Source organism: Brevibacterium marinum (genome assembly GCF_011927955.1).
Taxonomy (GTDB): Bacteria; Actinomycetota; Actinomycetes; order Actinomycetales; family Brevibacteriaceae; genus Brevibacterium; species Brevibacterium marinum.
The window spans coordinates 528,298-543,778 of record NZ_JAATJN010000001.1 but is presented as its reverse complement, the minus strand read 5'-3'; the positions used below and the strand labels follow the sequence as shown (position 1 = coordinate 543,778).

Below are 15,481 nucleotides of genomic sequence, written 5' to 3'. Positions count from 1 at the left end.
TGAGATCATTTCGCAGGCCGGACTGGGGTCATTTCGCCGGTTGGGCTTCGTCTTCGACGACCCACTTGTGGTTGGTCATCGTCATGTCACCCGTGTCGACGTCGACCATGTAGACGGTCTCATCGGTGGAGCCGTCGATCGTCGCCTTCGCGCCTTTCATTCCGGGCATGTGCTCGGCTTCGAGGGTCACCTTCGTGCCATCCTTGAGCGGGGCGCTGCCCGGGTCGTCGAGTTCTTCGTGGACGACCCACTTGTGGTTCTTCACCGGGTCACCGCCGTCGGTCGGGGTGTAGCTGACCGCATAGGCGGTGGTGTCGAACGCGCCCGTGATCGTCGCATCCGCCCCCTTCATCCCCGGCATGTGGTCGGCGGAGAGGACGACATCGTCGCCGACCGCGAACTTCGGGTCGGAGGCCTTCTCGATGCCCTCCGGCGGCTGGCCGCCGTCGGAGGCGTGCTCGTGGCCTCCGCCGGAGGACGACGCACTCTCACCGGAGGACGACCCACTCTCGCCGGAGGACGACGCGCTCTGCGTCTGATTCTGTGAAGGCTGGGCCGATTCGTCCTCGGCGGGGCCGGCGCAGCCGGTCAACGTCAGTGCTGCTGCGGCGATCACCGCTGCCGTCGCGAAGACTGTGGATGTCGTCAAAAGCTCTCCTTCGCTCTGCCCGCTCACAAGGCTCTGATGGCTGCCTACTGCGAATTGCAGCCGATGCCGACGATATACCCTTAGGGGGTAGTCCAGTCAACGGGACAAGATCACTGCGGGTCGTCCTCGTCGGCGGATTCCGCAGAGCCCTTCCGGGTGGACTTCCACCGGCGGAACGTGAGGATCGTCAATACGATGACGAGTGCCCACGAAATGGCGACGGCAGTGCCGTTGATGATTCCGGGATGTCCGATGAAGGCCCCGACAGCGACCAGGGAGAGCTGCCCTGGCAGGGCAGAGACGACGGTGGCGATGAGGAATGTGCGGCTCCTGATGCCCAGTGCCCCGCTGCCGTAGTTCACCGGCCAGTAGGGGAATCCGGGCATGAGACGCAGGGTGCAGACCGCGTAGAAGCCGCCATCGGTCAGTCGCGACTCGACCGCTTCCGCGTGAGAGCCCAGCAGTCTCATAACGGTTTCGCGCCCCAGGCCCCGGGAGATCCAGTAGCCGCCGAAGCAGCCCGCCACCACGCCGATCATCGACAGAACGGTGCCGAACACCAAGCCGAACGCGAGTCCGCCGGCGACTGCCATGATGGTGACCGGAATCGGGGTGGCCGCGACGACCGCGTAGAGAAGGATGAAGATGCCGAAGCCCCAGAAGCCCGCCTCGGCGATCTGATTCTGAATCCCGTCGAGCGAGGGCAGATGGACGTTGAATGCCAGCCACAGTCCGGCAAGCACGGCCAATGCCAGAGCCACATTGCGCAGGACAGCTCCCCAGGGCACACGGGATTCGCTGTGAGCCCTCCTGTGAGGCACGGCGCCCTCGGCATTCGTCATGGCTCGATCCTACGTGTCGGAGCGAAGTGACGTTGGACCGTGCCGCCGTCTCAGCGGGGCAGGGGCCCTCAGCTGGTGAAGATCGCGACGGCCTTGATCACGGTCAGGGTCAGGCCCCAGACGAGGCCGCCGACCACGACGACCGTCAGGGCCGAGCCGACCGTCTTGTAGGTGCCGCCGACGGGTGACTGCGGTGAGCCTTCGGGCGGGATGTGTGCTGTCGGAGTGGCGTTGCTCATGATGGTCTTCCGTGTCCTTCAGTCGTTGCCTTCGAGGGATGCTGCCTGTTCGGCCCTGACGGTCTCTTCGCGTTCGAAGAACTTCTCGTTGACCGGGCGGATGAGGGCGTTGGCGACGAAGCCGACGGCCAGTGCGCCGACCATGATGTACATGCCCGGGGTGTAGAGCTCGGGCCCGGTCTTGCCTGCCTTCTCGCCCGCCTCGACGACGGAGTTGACGATGAGCGGTCCGGCGACACCGGCAGCAGACCAGGCGGTCAGCAGCGCACCATGGATGGCTCCCACCTGGTAGACGCCGAAGAGGTCCTTGAGGTAGGCCGGGACGGTGGAGAAGCCGCCGCCGTAGAAGGAGATGATGACGAGTGTGGCGAGGATGAAGAGGATGAGGGAGCTTCCCCCGAAGAGCGCCACGACCAGATAGAGCAGCAGCCCGACGCCGAGGTAGAGCATGTAGTTGTTCTTGCGGCCGAGGTAGTCCGAGGTCGTCGACCAGACGAAGCGTCCGGCCATGTTGCCGATCGAGAGCAGTCCGACGAATCCGGCCGCGGCCGCGGCGGTGATGCCGAAGTAGGCCTGGATCATCGGCGCGGCGTTCTCCAGAATGCCGATTCCCGCGGTGACGTTGAGGAAGAGGACGACCCACAGGAACCAGAACTGCGGGGTGCGGATGGCGTTGCGGACGGAGACATTGCCCTTCGTCTGCAACGACTTGGTCGTCGACTTCGCCGGGTCGAAGCCCTTCGGCTTCCACTCGGGGTGAGGCACCCTGATGACGAAGGCGCCCGCGGCGATGACGACGGCGTAGACGATGCCGAGGGTGACGAATGTCGGTGTCAGGCCGGCGACGAGATTCTCCGGCTCCGTGCCGCCGCCGTAGAGGCTCATCAGCTGGTTCGACATCGGGCTGGCGATGAGTGCGCCGCCGCCGAAGCCCATGATGGCCAGACCGGTGGCCAGCCCAGGGCGGTCGGGGAACCACTTCATCAGCGTCGAGACGGGAGAGATGTAGCCGATGCCCAGACCGATGCCCCCGATGACGCCGTAGCCGAGGTAGACCAGCCAGAGCTGGCCGGTCATGATTCCCAGGGAGGCGATGAAGAAGCCGACCACCCAGCAGGTGCCCGCGGCGACCATCGATGCCCGTGGGCCGTTCTTCTCCACCCAGGGCCCGAAGACGGCGGAGGAGATGCCGAGCATGAGGATCGCGATCGAGAAGATCCAGCCGATCGAGACCTCGCCGGCGTCGAAGTGCGTCATGAACGGGATCTTGAACACGCTGAATGCGTAGACCTGCCCGATGCACAGATGGATTGCCAGGGCGGCCGGCGGGATCAGCCACCGGTTGAAGTTCTTCGGTGCGACGATCGCCGACCGAGTGAGGACGGAAGCCATTGAGGATCCTTAGATTGGTGTGCTCGACGTGTGACCGTCATCGGCCATACGTGCTGTGAGGACGAACGTGTCACGACACGCTTCTGTTCCCCTACACACTAGAGCGCACGCAAGGATTTCGCGAGGTATTCTCAGAATTTCCCCAAGTCTGAGACACAGGTCTGCTGCAGCAGGCCCGCACGGCTTCGCAGCGGACTGTGCGGGAGGCCCGGCCAGGTGGAAGGCCGAGCCATGTGAGAGCCGAGCCTTGTGTGAGGCGAGCCCCGCCGGTCAGAGGTTGATCGTGACGTCGGCCTTGTCGCGCAGTTTGCCGGCGTACTTCTGAGTCGCCTCGGTGGACTTCTGGCTCTTGACCTGCTTCTCGAGCTGCGGGCGCATCTCCTCGAGCGGCGGAACCTGGGACTGCTGACCGCCCTGCTGGCCACCCTGCTGTCCCATCTGCTCCTGCTGGGTCTTCGCCTGCTGGTAGGCCTGGCCGATCTCTTCATCGCTGGCCTTGAAGGGGCCGGAGACGTCTTCGATGAGGTCCTCGATCTTCAGCTGAGTCTTGAGCTCGGCGTGGACCTTCTTCTCGTCCATCCCCTGCTTCTTCATGGCCGCGAGGAAGTCCTTCTTGCTCATCTGGCTCGACTTGGCGGATTCCTCGAGAGCCTTGTCGATGTCCTTGTCGGAGACCTTGACACCGTGGTCGTCCGCCTTCTGGCTGAGCAGCTCGGTGCTCACGAGGTTCTCGGCCGTCTGGTCCTTGAGCTTCTTCTCGTCGACCTGCTGACCGGACTGCTGCGACTGCATCTGCATCTGCTGGTACTGGGTCTCGTAGAGCGGGACGAAGTCGTCCTTCGTGATCTTCTCACCATTGACCTCGGCGACGACGTCAGGAATGCCGTCCGTGTTCGGCTTTCCATCCTGACCTTGACCCTGGCCTTGGCCGGATGCGTCGCTTCCGGCCTCCTGCTGCGCCGAGGCGGATGTCTGTTCGGCTTGCGGCTCTTCCTCGGCAGAGCCGCAAGCTGCCAATGATCCCACTGCTGTCGCGACGACGAGGCCCAACAGCCATTTGCTCTTCTGCACACTCACTCCTGCTTTCGGCATCAGCCCGTCACGCTAACAGGCCGATGTCCTTGAAGTCTGAGCAGACCTTGACCGTCTCTTGGCAAGCCAGGGACACTGAGAAGACTCACGAGGCGAAGGAGTCCGATCATGACTGCACGGTTCAGAGGAGTCTTCCTGACATGTCAGGACAGCGCAAGGACCGCGGCCTTCTATCGGGATCTGGCGGGCTTGCCGCTCGACGAGGCCGGCAGCGAGGAATACAGCTACTACGTGCTCGATGTCGACGGAATCCAGATCGCCCTCCACGATGCGCAGGCCTTCGCCGATTACAGCTTCCCGCCGAATCCGGAGTCGAACCTCACTCACCTGTACTTCCGCATCGAAGATCAGCGAGCCTTCCTCGAGGATGTGAGAAGTGTCGGCGCACCGCTGATCGACGTCGATGACGTTGTCGTCACAGTCCAAGACCCCGACGGCCGCGAGGTCATGTTCGGCACCGCCTGATGGGTCGCTCGCTCCGGCGAGTGTCATGTGAGCGGCCGATAGGGAATGGCGGCGTCCACGCTCAAACCGTCGAGGCGGTCGAGGACCCCGCGTCGAGTACTCACTGACGGACTCAGGACGCAGCCTCGCCCCCATCGTCGAGGGGATGAACGAGTGGGGAAAGGGATTCGCACGGGTTCACCAAGCGATGGACGCTGGCCAGTCGGGAAGCACGGACCGCCACGCACAGGAGCGCCAGGTGGCGGCTGAGGTCTGAGTCGACTTCCTATCAGCTCTCAACTCTCAGCTCTCAGACGCATAGGCCGAGTAGACGACCCCGCTGGGGAAGGACTTCGAGTCAAGCAGCCGCAGTCGTGGGCGGGCGTCATCGGGGAAGAAATGCCGGCCGCGGCCCTGCCACACGGGATAGGTGAACATCCGGAACTCATCGATCACCTCGGCGGTGATGAGTGCATGTGCCAGGGTGATGCTGCCGGTGACGATGACGTCGCGCCCGGGCTCTTCGCGCACAGCGGCGACGGCTTCGACGGGATCGCCGCTGATGATGCTCGTGTTCTCCCACTCCGGCTCGGTCAAGGTTGCCGAGACGACGCGTTTGTCGATCTGATTGAGATGAGCGGCGACGCCGGTGGTGTCACCCGTCTGCAGCGGCCAGTAGCCGCGGAAGTCCTCAAATGTCTGCCGTCCGAGCAGCAGCACCTCCTCGTCGGCCGACTGCCGCATGAGTTCGGCACTGAGCTCCTCGTCCTGAGCCTGCGGATCGAACCAGTCGTCGAGCATCTCGACTCGACCGTCGAGGGTCATGTTCTGGGTGATGATGATGCGCACGGCGTTCTCCTCGTTGAGTTCCGGTGTCACCGACTACGGTACGCGCAGCGGAGTCCGGGGTCCATGGTCCGGTGTGAAACCTCGGGCAGGGCCGCAGCTTCTCGGGCACGGCCGCGGCTTTCTCAGTAGAGTCGGTCGCAGAGTCCGTTCGGCCCGAAGGAGAACCGTGTCCATGTCCACATCATCTGCCGCCGCTGTCCCCGATTTCCGCACCGAAGCTCAGCACCACCTCGGCGATCTCATCTCCCTGCGCCGAACCCTGCACGCCAACCCCGAGCTCGGCTGCCAGCTGCCCTTCACCCAGACGACCGTTCTGGCCGAACTCGAAGGTCTCGGACTCGAAATCACCACCGGGGAGTCGCTGACCTCGATCGTCGCCGTGCTCAAGGGCGGGCGACCCGGGCCCGCAGTTCTGCTGCGCGGGGACATGGATGCCCTGCCCGTGGTCGAGGACACCGGCCTCGACTTCGCCTCGACGAACGGAAACATGCACGCCTGCGGCCACGATATGCACACCGCCGGTCTTGTCGGAGCCGCCCGCCTGCTCGCCGCGCACCGGGAGGAAATGCCCGGTTCGGTCGTGTTCATGTTCCAACCCGCCGAGGAGGTCGAGGGCGGTGCCGAGCCGATGATCGCCGAGGGAGTCCTCGAGGCCGCGGGAGTGCCGCTCGTTGCGGCTTACGGAATCCATGTCGAAGCCGACGAGCGCGGGAGGTTCACCACCAAGGGCGGTCCGCTCATGGCCGGATTCGCCGACCTCAACCTGACCGTCCACGGCGCGGGCGGCCACAGCTCGCAGCCGCAGGCCACCCGCGACCCGGTGCCCGCAGTCGCGGAGATCGCGCTCGCCCTGAACACGATGACGACCCGGTCGTTCGACATCTTCGACCCCGTCGTCGTCTCCGTGACCCAGCTCGAAGGCTCACAGGCCAGCAACATCATCCCGGATACGGCGAAGCTGACCGCCTCGATCCGCTACCTCTCCGCCGACTCGATCGCACTGCTGCAGGAGCGCGTGCCCGAGATCGCGGAGAACATCGCCCGGGCACACCGGTGCACCGCCGAGGTGGACTTCCGGCTCGGGTTCCCCGTGACCGTGAACAACCCCGCCGAGACACGCATGGTCATCGACCGCCTCGGCGAGATCTTCGGCACCGAGCATGTCGAGGAGATGGCGGCGCCGCGCATGGGTTCGGAGGACTTCTCCTATGTGCTCGAGAAGGTGCCGGGCACCTTCGTGTTCCTTGGAGCCACGCCCGAGGGTGTCGACCCGGAGGCGGAGACCAACCATTCGCCCAGGGTGGTCTTCGACGACGGACTCCTCGGCGACCAGGCCGCCGCCCTGGCCCACCTGGCGTTCGCGCGCCTGGCAGACGAACAGATCTGAGACTGGGACGGCGCAGCTGGGGCGCACCCGCAGCCCAGGTGACATCGAGAGCCGGGCTGCTGACGCCCAGCTGACATCGAGAGCCGGGTTGAGCGTCGAGATGCGGGCTGTCGATGGCGCGCGAAATCGATTAACGGGCGGAATGCCGAGACACATATGCGCACATGCGTGTCTCGGCACTCCACCCGTTAATCAGTGAAAGGGAGCCTCTAGCCTGGCTTGGTTCAGCTCAGGCTTTCCTCAGGCCCTGATCATGCCGTGGGGGTCGAGGACGAACTTCTTCGCGACACCCGAATCGAAGTCGGCGTAGCCCTGAGGGGCATCCTCGAGCGCGATCGGGGTGGCGTTGACGTTTTTCGCGATCGAGACCTTGTCGTTGAGAATGGCGTGCATCAGGCCGCGGTTGTACTTCATGACCGGGCACTGGCCGGTGACGAAGACGTGGGACTTCGCGAAGCCGAGGCCGAAGCGCATCGACAGAGATCCCTGCTGGGCGGCCTCATCTGCTGCACCCGGGTCCCCGGTGACGTAGAGTCCCGGGATGCCCAGGCTGCCGCCGGCGCGGGTGATGTCCATGAGCGAGTTGAGCACGGTGGCCGGAGCCTCGGTGGCGGCCTCCTTGCCGTGGCCGCGAGCCTCGAAGCCGACGGCGTCGATGCCGCAGTCGACCTCGGGAGTGCCGAGGATCTGCTCGATCTGATCTTTCGGGTCGCCCTTGGACACGTCGACGGTCTCACACCCGAAGCCGCGTGCCTGCGCGAGCCGGTCCTCGTTGAGGTCGCCGACGATGACGACGGAAGCCCCGAGCAGCTGCGCCGAGGTGGCCGCTGCGATCCCGACCGGCCCCGCACCGGCGACGTAGACGGTCGAACCGATCGTGACCCCGGCGCCGACCGCACCGTGGAAGCCGGTGGGGAAGATGTCGGAGAGCATGGCCAGATCGAGGATCTTCTCCATCGCCTGGTCCTTGTCCGGGAACTTCAGCACATTCCAGTCGGCGTAGGGAACGAGGACGTACTCGGCCTGCCCGCCGACCCATCCACCCATGTCGACATAGCCGTAGGCCGAACCCGGGCGATCGGGGTTGACGTTGAGGCAGATGCCGGTCTGGCGTTCGATGCAGTTCCGGCAGCGACCGCAGGAGATGTTGAACGGCACGGAGACGAGGTCGCCGACCTTGACGAATTCGACGTCACGGCCGATTTCGACGACCTCACCGGTGATCTCGTGGCCGAGGACGAGGCCTTCCGGGGCGGTGGTGCGACCGCGGACCATGTGCTGATCCGAGCCGCAGATGTTGGTGGCCACGGTCTTGAGGATGACGCCGTGCTCGACCTTGCGGCCCACATTGGCCGGATGCACGCCGGGTCCGTCCTTGAGGACGAACTCGGGATATTCGGTGTCGACCACGCTGACTTCTCCCGGGCCTGCGTAGCTGATTGCCTTGTTGCTCATCGTTGAGTCTCCATTCTCATCGCACCGCTGTTGGTCTCCAGGAAGCGCCGTTGGGCTGTGATCGGTGGGCGAACAGTGATCAGAAAGCGCCGCCGGTTCCTGAAATATCAGTCTGTGATCAGACTTGAGAGCAGTCTCGCCGTCGGTGGAGAGTTCTGTCAAGAGCGCGAGTCCCGACCCCTGAGACCGTCCGTCGCTTCGCCCGTCACGTCGCCCGTCACGCCGCTCGTCATACCGCCGTCACGTCGCCCGCCACATCGCTCTGACGTCGCCCGTCATACCGCCGTCGCACCGCTCGTCACGCCGCCCTCGCGCCGCTCGCCACGTCGCCCATCACCCAGCCGTCGGAGCCTCTCCGAGGCGGGTCGACAGAATGTGCCGTGCCGTCGTATGCAGGTGCGCAAGGGATTCCCGGATGAGCGGCGATTCGCTGCTGCCGGCCCGGACCGCGGCGATGATCTTCCGGCTCAGACGCCCGGAGCCGCTCAGTCTGACCCGGGTGGCATTGGCCTCGCCCAGCGAGCTCGCCAGGCGGGGGATGAGGCTGACCCCGACACCGGCGCCGACAAGCGCCGCCGAGGTCTCCCACTCGATGGTCTCGTGCGAGACGGTCGGGGTGACGCCGGCGGCGGTGAAGGCCGCGACGAAGAGAGCGTGATAGGGCGAGCCCGGCCCGGCGCTGATCCATTCCTCACCGGCGAGCTCGGCGAGCGAGACCGAATCCCGTTCGGCCAGCTCGTGGTCGGAGGGAACCATGACGTCGAGCGGATCGTCGAGCAGATCGATCTTCTCGAAGCGCGGATCCTCCTCGACCTGGACCTCACCCTGCATCGCGACGACCACGGCCAGATCGATGCGTTCGGCGACGAGGAGCTCGAAGCAGCGAGAGGGACTCGCTTCGATGACGTGGACGCCGACGTCGGTGTGGGCGCCGCGCAGCTTCGCGGCCAGCGGTGCGAGGAGGTTCGACGAAGCCGTGGAGAATCCCCCGATGCCGAACTGGGACGGAGCCTGATCGCCCGCGGTCAGCGACGAGGCGCGAATGTCCTCCCACTCGGCCATGAGAGCGTCCGTGCGACGCACCAGATACCGTCCGCTCGAGGTCAGCCGCAGTCCCCTTCCGTCCTTGACGAGGAGGGTCATGCCCAATGAGTGCTGGAGTTCGCGCAGCTGCCCGGATACGGCCGAAGGGGAGTAGCCAGTGAGCTCGGCCGTGGCGGCGACGGTGCCGCAGGCGGCGAAGGTCCGAAGCGTGATGAGACGCGGATCGATCATGGCACTATTGTGCCCTTGATCATACGTAGATTCCGCACAGATCCCGCCGAAATCTCGCGCTTTTTCTGCAGTGTTGTTCTCGCTAATGTGGCTGTGACAGCACGGATCGAGGCGCTGAGCACCGGTTGAGAGCCGAGGGCGTCCGCACCGGCAGGCGACAACGCAGCAGACATCAAGGGAGATGGAATTGACCGCAGTGAATCTGGCGCCGACGAAGAGGGGCTTCCCCGCCGGCTTCAGCGAAGACAGGCTCGATGAGATCCGCCGACTGCTCGACACGCGACGCACCGGCTTCTCCCTCGAGGCTCCGTTCTACACCGATGACCATCTCTTCAACCTCGATATGCAGGCCATCTTCGGTCAGAACTGGGTCTTCGCCTGCAGCGTCGCGGAGATCCCGGAGCCCGGGGACTACGTCACCCTCGACTACGGCCCGTACTCCCTGCTCGTCCTGCGCACCGACGACGGAGGCGTCAACGTCCTCCACAACGTGTGCCGCCACCGCGGTGCCCGCGTCCTCACCGAGGCCAGCGGCACCACGGGCAACCTGGTCTGCGGATACCACTCGTGGACGTACTCGCCCGATGGGCAGCTCATCCACGCCTCGGCGCCGGGGGAGATGGAATTCGACAAGGCCTGTTACTCGCTCAAACAGGCGCACGGGAAGATCGTCGCCGGCCTCGTCTTCCTCTGCCTGGCGGACGAGCCCCCGACCGACTTCGACGATACGGCGGCGATCTTCGCTCCCTACGTCGCACCGCACGAACTCGCGAAGACCAAGGTCGCCTACCAGCAGAACATCATCGAGGAAGCCAACTGGAAACTCGTGATGGAGAACAACCGTGAGTGCTACCACTGCGACGGTCACCCGGAGCTGGCCTGCGCCCTGTTCCCGACGTGGGGCCTGAGCGATGAGACGATCCCACGCCATCTCGCGGACGTCTGGGACCGCAACCAGCAGGCCCAGGCTTCGCTGGAATACCGGTGCCGACGCTACGGGCTGCCCTACGAAGTCGTCGAGGAACTCGACACCCGCATCGCGGGGATCAGGATCTCACGCGAATCCCTCGACAGGCAGGGGGAGTCGTTCTCGGCCGATGGCAGGCGCCTGTCGAAGAAGCTCCTCGGCGATCTTCCCGATTTCCGCTTGGGTCGCTGTTCGATGCATCTGCAGCCCAACAGCTGGTTCCATCTCCTCGGCGACCATGTCGTGACCTTCACGGTGCTCCCGATCAACGCGCACCAGACTCAGGTCCGGACCACCTGGCTCGTCGCCGACGATGCCGTCGAAGGCGTCGACTACGACCTCGAGACGCTGACACACACGTGGAAGCAGACGAATCTGCAGGACAAGGACTTCGTCGAACTCTGCCAAAAGGGAGCGACGAGTCCCTTCTACGAGCAGGGGCCCTATATGAAGAGCGAATACCAGGTCGAGGCCTTCATCAACTGGTACGTCCAGCGGATGCGGGAGCACGTGGGATGAAGCGCGGCGATGACCCGAAGACTCCGCTGGCACAGCGGGTCCGGGGCCTCGAAATGCCATGGAACCGGGTGCTGAGCTCTGGTGTCGGACCCGCCGGTGCCGCCTCGGCGCTGGGACCCTGGCATCCGCAGGAATTCACTGCCGAATGCGTCGAGACCATCCCCGAGGCGGGTGACATGATGGTCTTCGTCTTCCGCAGGATGGACGGCGCCCCGCTCGCGTTCCGGTCGGGTCAGTACATCAACATCGACTTCCCCGTGCACGGGGAGAATGCCGAGCCGGTGTCGAGGAGCTACTCGATCTCGAGTGCGCCGACGGAGCCGTGGACGTTCTCCATCACGATCAAACGCGACCCGAAGGGACTCGTCTCGACCTGGGCGCATGATTCCATCAGGCCGGGCACGGTGCTCGAGATGCTGGGCCCGGTGGGGGCGTTCCACCTCGCCGACTACGACCGTCGAGCCCGCTACCTCCTGCTCGGTGCCGGGGCGGGCATCACCCCACTCATGTCGATGGTGCGCACGATCCACTCCCTGCCGGGGCAGGCCGACGTCGTCCTCCTCTATCACGGCTCCGCGCCGGACCGCTTCGCGTTCAGTGAGGAGCTGGACTTCCTGGCCCGAGCCGACTTCCGGATCGAGGTCGTCTACACGCTGGGAGACCGAGCGCAGGCGGACCGGGAACAGGCGGACGGGGAACCGGGTGACCGGGAATCGGGGGAGGCCTCGCCCCGCACCGCGCCTGCCTGGACCGGGAGAGCAGGCAGACTCTCCACCGCGCTCCTCGAGGAGATCGTCCCCGACGCCAACGGGCGCCAAGTCTTCGCGTGCGGCCCCGAGGGATACCTCAACACCGCGACCGACTGCCTGCGAGAGGTCGGCGTCGACGACACCTCGGTGTTCATGGAGTTCTTCTCCGGCGACCGTGCGACCCGCGCCGAATACGCCGAGGAGGTCGCGCTGGCCGGGGAGATCGCCGAGGAGATCGCCTCCTCGACCGAGGAGTACTACGAGCAGCAGCCGCCCGCCCTGGAGATGTACGAACCCGAGTACACCGCCGAGGGACCCGTCGAAGCCACGGGCGTCCCGGTCGAAGCAGTCGACGCCCTGGCCGAGGTTCCGGTCGAACCGGAAGTCGAAGTGATCGTCGAAGGTGTCGGCTCGGACGCCGAGGTGGGTGCCGGGAGCGAGATCGACTCAGCGGCCGCCTCGGCGGGGGAGACGGTCACCTCGGCGACGGAGTCGGATAACGAAACCGCGGTCGTCGACCCGGCCAACTTCGCTACTGTGGGCGAGGGCGAGCACACGATGGCGTTCGTGCGCACCGGACTCAACGTTCGGGTCGCCTCGGACGACTTCGTCCTCGACGCCGCCCGCCGTGCGGGAGTGAAGATCGGCGCGAACTGCCAGGAGGGCATGTGCGGGTCCTGCAAGGTCGTCAAGCTCGACGGCGACGTCGACATGAACCATCAGGGCGGCATCCGCGCACGGGAGATCGACGCCGGGAAGTTCCTGCCCTGCTGCTCGACCGCGTTGAGCGACCTGGTCATCGACGCCTGATCGCCCCGCGCCGGGTGCCCTGCCCGCGCCGCCCGCAACCGTCACATCGGTGACACCTTTCGCACCACCCCTGATTCTCACTGCAACACAAAGGAGTACCCAGTGCCGATTTCCTCACCATCCGCACCTTCCTCACCCCGAGTCGTCATCATCGGAGCCGGCATCGTCGGAGCCAACCTCGCCGACGAACTCGCCCAGCTGGGCTGGACCAACACCCTCGTCCTCGAGCAGGGGCCCTTGTCCATCCCAGGCGGATCGACCTCGCACGCACCCGGCCTCGTCTTCTCCTCCAACGGCTCGAAGTCGATGACCGAGTTCGCGCAGTACACGATCGAGAAGCTGACGTCACTGACCGGTCCCGACGGTCGCGGGTCGTTCGTGCCCGTCGGCGGCCTGGAGATCGCCACCCAGGAGGACCGGCTCCAGGACCTGCACCGTCGTGCCGGATGGAACCGGTCCTGGGGAGTCGACGCCGAGGTCGTCGATGCGCAGGAGTGCCTGCGACTGTTCCCGATGCTGGCGCCCGACAAGGTCCTCGGCGGACTGCTCACCCCGGGCGACGGGCTGGCGCTCGCCGCCCGAGGAACCCAGTTGGTCATGGACCGCGCCCGGGCCGCCGGCGTCGAGTTCCGCGACCGGACGACCGTGACCGGTATCGAACAGTCCGGTGGCAAGGTCACCGCAGTCCTGGCCGGAGACGACCGGTTCCCAGCCGACATCGTCGTCTCCTGCGCCGGGTTCTGGGGGCCGAATATCGGTGAGATGGTCGGCACCACGATCCCCCTGCTGCCGCTGGGCCACCAGTTCGCGTGGACGACCGAGGTGCCCAGCCTCGCCGGCAAGAACGAACAGCCGGCAGGCGCCTCGGCACCCATCCTGCGCTACCAGGACAAGGACCTGTACTACCGCGAATGGGGCGAGCGGATCGGCATCGGCTCCTACGCACACCGGCCGATGCCCGTCGACCTCGATACTCTGCGCACCTACTCGCCCGATGAGATCACCGACGAGATCATGCCCTCGAGCCTCGAGTTCACACCCGAGGACTTCGCCCGCGAGTGGGAGGCCTCGCAGGAGCTGCTGCCCGAACTGCGCCGGACACAGGTCCAGCGCGGGTTCAACGGCATCTTCTCCTTCACCCCCGACGGCGGATCGCTCGTGGGCCAGTCCCGAGGGGTCGACGGATTCTTCGTCGCAGAGGCGGTCTGGGTCACCCATGGTGCCGGAATCGCGAAGGCCGTGGCCGAGCTCATCGCCCTCGGTCGCTCGAACACCGACCTGTCCGGCATCGACCTCAATCGCTTCGAGGACGCGCTGACGACACCCGAGTACGTCAGTGAGACCTCGCAGCAGAACTTCGTCGAGATCTACGACGTCATCCACCCCCTGCAGCCACGCGTGTCACCCCGTGACCTGCGGCTCAGCCCATTCAACGAGCAGCAGAAGGCCCTCGGTGCCTTCTTCCTTGAGACCAATGGGTGGGAACGCCCCCACTGGTACGAAGCCAATGCCGCTCTGCTGGGTGAACTTCCGGAGGAATGGAAGGCACCCGCGCGGGACGAATGGGCGGACATGTTCCATTCCCCGATCGCGGCGGTCGAGGCGTGGAAGACACGGACGAACGTCGCCATGTACGACATGACCGCGCTCAAGCGTTTCGAGGTCAAGGGCCCGGGCGCCGGCGAGCTGCTCCACGGACTGACCACCTCGTCGATGCTGCGCAAGCCAGGAGCCGTCAGCTACACCCTGCTGCTCGACGATGCCGGAGGGATCACCAGCGATATCACGGTCGCGATCCTCGACGAGCAGACATATCAAGTGGGGGCGAACTCGAACATCGACTTCGCCACCATCACCCGAGCCGCCAAACACCAGAGTGAAGCGGATCCGAGCAAGTGGGCCACTGTGCGGGAGACGACCCCGGGGACCTGCTGCATCGGACTCTGGGGGCCATTGGCACGCGAGGTGATCGGCCAGGTCAGCGATGACGACCTCAGCAATGACGGCCTCAAATACTTCCGCACCAAGCCGATCACCATCGGCGGGATACCGGTCACCGCGATGCGCCTGTCCTATGTCGGTGAACTGGGCTGGGAGCTCTACACCTCGGCTGACCTGGGGCATCGCCTGTGGGATGTGTTGTGGGAAGCCGGTCGGGACTACGGGCTCATCGCGGCGGGGCGCGAGGCGTTCAACTCGCTGCGCCTGGAGAAGGGGTTCCGCTCGTTCGGCTCCGACATGACAAGCGAGCACGAGCCCGTGCAGGCGGGCCTCGGCTTCGCGGTCAAGGCCTCGAAGACCGACGACTTTCGCGGAAAGGCTGCTCTCGCGGACCGGGCCGCGGCGACCACGACGAAGCTGACATGCCTGACGCTCGATCGGCGCGATGACGTCGTGCTGGGCAGTGAGCCGGTGTATGTGACCGGCTCCGTCGGGGGAGTTCGCGCAGATGACGGCACAGGCAAGGCCGACGGCTACGTCACCTCGGCGGCCTATGGGTACTCGATCGGAGCGACCATCGCCTACGCGTGGCTACCGAACACCCTTGGCGTCGGCGACGGCGTCGAGATCGAATACCTGGGGCGCAGACTGCCGGCCACCGTCACCGCCGAACCGATCTTCGACCCGGAGATGACGCGACTGAAGGGGTAAGAGGCTGGAGGTTGCTTGCAAAACTCGGGTGTTCTGCCGATGGGGGATGTGCCCTCACGATCCTCGGCAGAACACCCGAGTTTCGTCGTGAACTCTTGTCGTGAACTCTAGGGACAGGACTCACCGCGATAGGGGCGGGGTTGGCTTATTCAGTCAACAT

13 protein-coding genes and 1 pseudogene are annotated in these 15,481 nt (G+C 65.4%); 6 read left to right on the top strand and 8 right to left on the bottom strand.

What is annotated here, in order from left to right; genetic code table 11:
• Nucleotides 1–28: 28 nt before the first annotated feature.
• The 5 genes from BKA07_RS02350 to BKA07_RS02330 form a co-directional block, all read right to left on the bottom strand.
• Nucleotides 29–649 carry a YdhK family protein gene (locus tag BKA07_RS02350; RefSeq protein WP_167949483.1) on the bottom strand — a complete coding sequence of 207 codons (621 nt, stop codon included), beginning with the start codon at nucleotides 647–649 and terminating at the stop codon, nucleotides 29–31.
• A 110-nt stretch (nucleotides 650–759) separates the two neighbouring features.
• The gene (locus tag BKA07_RS02345; RefSeq protein WP_167949482.1) at nucleotides 760–1,491 is read right to left on the bottom strand and encodes a TVP38/TMEM64 family protein; all 732 of its coding nucleotides are present in this window, start codon (nucleotides 1,489–1,491) and stop codon (nucleotides 760–762) included.
• Between the two features lie 68 nt (nucleotides 1,492–1,559).
• Nucleotides 1,560–1,730 (bottom strand): hypothetical protein, encoded by a 171-nt coding sequence (locus BKA07_RS02340; protein WP_167949481.1) that lies wholly within the window; start codon nucleotides 1,728–1,730, stop codon nucleotides 1,560–1,562.
• Between the two features lie 18 nt (nucleotides 1,731–1,748).
• Complete coding sequence (locus tag BKA07_RS02335) at nucleotides 1,749–3,122, bottom strand: L-lactate MFS transporter (protein ID WP_167949480.1); 1,374 nt, start codon at nucleotides 3,120–3,122, stop codon at nucleotides 1,749–1,751.
• A 270-nt stretch (nucleotides 3,123–3,392) separates the two neighbouring features.
• Entirely contained in the window at nucleotides 3,393–4,214 is an 822-nt protein-coding gene (locus BKA07_RS02330; protein ID WP_245161803.1) for a SurA N-terminal domain-containing protein, read from the bottom strand.
• 108 nt (nucleotides 4,215–4,322) lie between these two features.
• On the opposite strand from BKA07_RS02330, the gene BKA07_RS02325 reads away from it, so the two are divergent.
• Nucleotides 4,323–4,679 (top strand): VOC family protein, encoded by a 357-nt coding sequence (locus BKA07_RS02325; RefSeq protein WP_167949479.1) that lies wholly within the window; start codon nucleotides 4,323–4,325, stop codon nucleotides 4,677–4,679.
• Between the two features lie 94 nt (nucleotides 4,680–4,773).
• A pseudogene (locus BKA07_RS19875) lies at nucleotides 4,774–4,935 on the top strand (winged helix-turn-helix transcriptional regulator); the annotation flags it as partial.
• Between the two features lie 26 nt (nucleotides 4,936–4,961).
• On the opposite strand, the gene BKA07_RS02315 reads toward BKA07_RS19875, so the two are convergent.
• Complete coding sequence (locus tag BKA07_RS02315; protein WP_167952774.1) at nucleotides 4,962–5,507, bottom strand: dihydrofolate reductase family protein; 546 nt, start codon at nucleotides 5,505–5,507, stop codon at nucleotides 4,962–4,964.
• A gap of 172 nt (nucleotides 5,508–5,679) precedes the next feature.
• On the opposite strand from BKA07_RS02315, the gene BKA07_RS02310 reads away from it, so the two are divergent.
• On the top strand, nucleotides 5,680–6,894 hold the full coding sequence (locus BKA07_RS02310; protein WP_209043837.1) for a M20 metallopeptidase family protein: 1,215 nt from the start codon (nucleotides 5,680–5,682) through the stop codon (nucleotides 6,892–6,894).
• A 240-nt stretch (nucleotides 6,895–7,134) separates the two neighbouring features.
• Here BKA07_RS02310 and fdhA read toward each other — a convergent pair whose 3' ends face one another.
• Both fdhA and BKA07_RS02300 read right to left on the bottom strand, forming a co-directional pair.
• Complete coding sequence (gene fdhA, locus BKA07_RS02305; protein ID WP_167949478.1) at nucleotides 7,135–8,349, bottom strand: formaldehyde dehydrogenase, glutathione-independent; 1,215 nt, start codon at nucleotides 8,347–8,349, stop codon at nucleotides 7,135–7,137.
• Between the two features lie 333 nt (nucleotides 8,350–8,682).
• A complete protein-coding gene (locus BKA07_RS02300) occupies nucleotides 8,683–9,624 on the bottom strand; it encodes a LysR family transcriptional regulator (RefSeq protein ID WP_167949477.1) in 942 nt (313 codons plus the stop codon).
• Nucleotides 9,625–9,811: 187 nt separating this feature from the next.
• On the opposite strand from BKA07_RS02300, the gene BKA07_RS02295 reads away from it, so the two are divergent.
• From BKA07_RS02295 to BKA07_RS02285, 3 genes are all read left to right on the top strand, one after another.
• Nucleotides 9,812–11,110 carry an aromatic ring-hydroxylating oxygenase subunit alpha gene (locus tag BKA07_RS02295; protein ID WP_425339309.1) on the top strand — a complete coding sequence of 433 codons (1,299 nt, stop codon included), beginning with the start codon at nucleotides 9,812–9,814 and terminating at the stop codon, nucleotides 11,108–11,110.
• Complete coding sequence (locus tag BKA07_RS02290; protein WP_167949475.1) at nucleotides 11,107–12,669, top strand: iron-sulfur cluster-binding domain-containing protein; 1,563 nt, start codon at nucleotides 11,107–11,109, stop codon at nucleotides 12,667–12,669. The genes BKA07_RS02295 and BKA07_RS02290 overlap by 4 nt, the downstream gene beginning before the upstream one ends.
• Before the next feature lie 102 nt (nucleotides 12,670–12,771).
• The gene (locus tag BKA07_RS02285; protein WP_342448969.1) at nucleotides 12,772–15,321 is read left to right on the top strand and encodes a GcvT family protein; all 2,550 of its coding nucleotides are present in this window, start codon (nucleotides 12,772–12,774) and stop codon (nucleotides 15,319–15,321) included.
• Nucleotides 15,322–15,481 lie beyond the last annotated feature (160 nt).

Excerpts from the sequence above, each read along its gene's own strand:
- BKA07_RS02310 (WP_209043837.1), top strand. The coding sequence starts at position 5,680 with ATGTCCACATCATCTGCCGCCGCTGTCCCCGATTTCCGCACCGAAGCT.
- BKA07_RS02325 (WP_167949479.1), top strand. The coding sequence starts at position 4,323 with ATGACTGCACGGTTCAGAGGAGTCTTCCTGACATGTCAGGACAGCGCA.
- fdhA (WP_167949478.1), bottom strand. The coding sequence starts at position 8,349 with ATGAGCAACAAGGCAATCAGCTACGCAGGCCCGGGAGAAGTCAGCGTG.
- BKA07_RS02345 (WP_167949482.1), bottom strand. The coding sequence starts at position 1,491 with ATGACGAATGCCGAGGGCGCCGTGCCTCACAGGAGGGCTCACAGCGAA.
- BKA07_RS02330 (WP_245161803.1), bottom strand. The coding sequence starts at position 4,214 with ATGCCGAAAGCAGGAGTGAGTGTGCAGAAGAGCAAATGGCTGTTGGGC.
- BKA07_RS02290 (WP_167949475.1), top strand. The coding sequence starts at position 11,107 with ATGAAGCGCGGCGATGACCCGAAGACTCCGCTGGCACAGCGGGTCCGG.
- BKA07_RS02340 (WP_167949481.1), bottom strand. The coding sequence starts at position 1,730 with ATGAGCAACGCCACTCCGACAGCACACATCCCGCCCGAAGGCTCACCG.
- BKA07_RS02300 (WP_167949477.1), bottom strand. The coding sequence starts at position 9,624 with ATGATCGATCCGCGTCTCATCACGCTTCGGACCTTCGCCGCCTGCGGC.
- BKA07_RS02335 (WP_167949480.1), bottom strand. The coding sequence starts at position 3,122 with ATGGCTTCCGTCCTCACTCGGTCGGCGATCGTCGCACCGAAGAACTTC.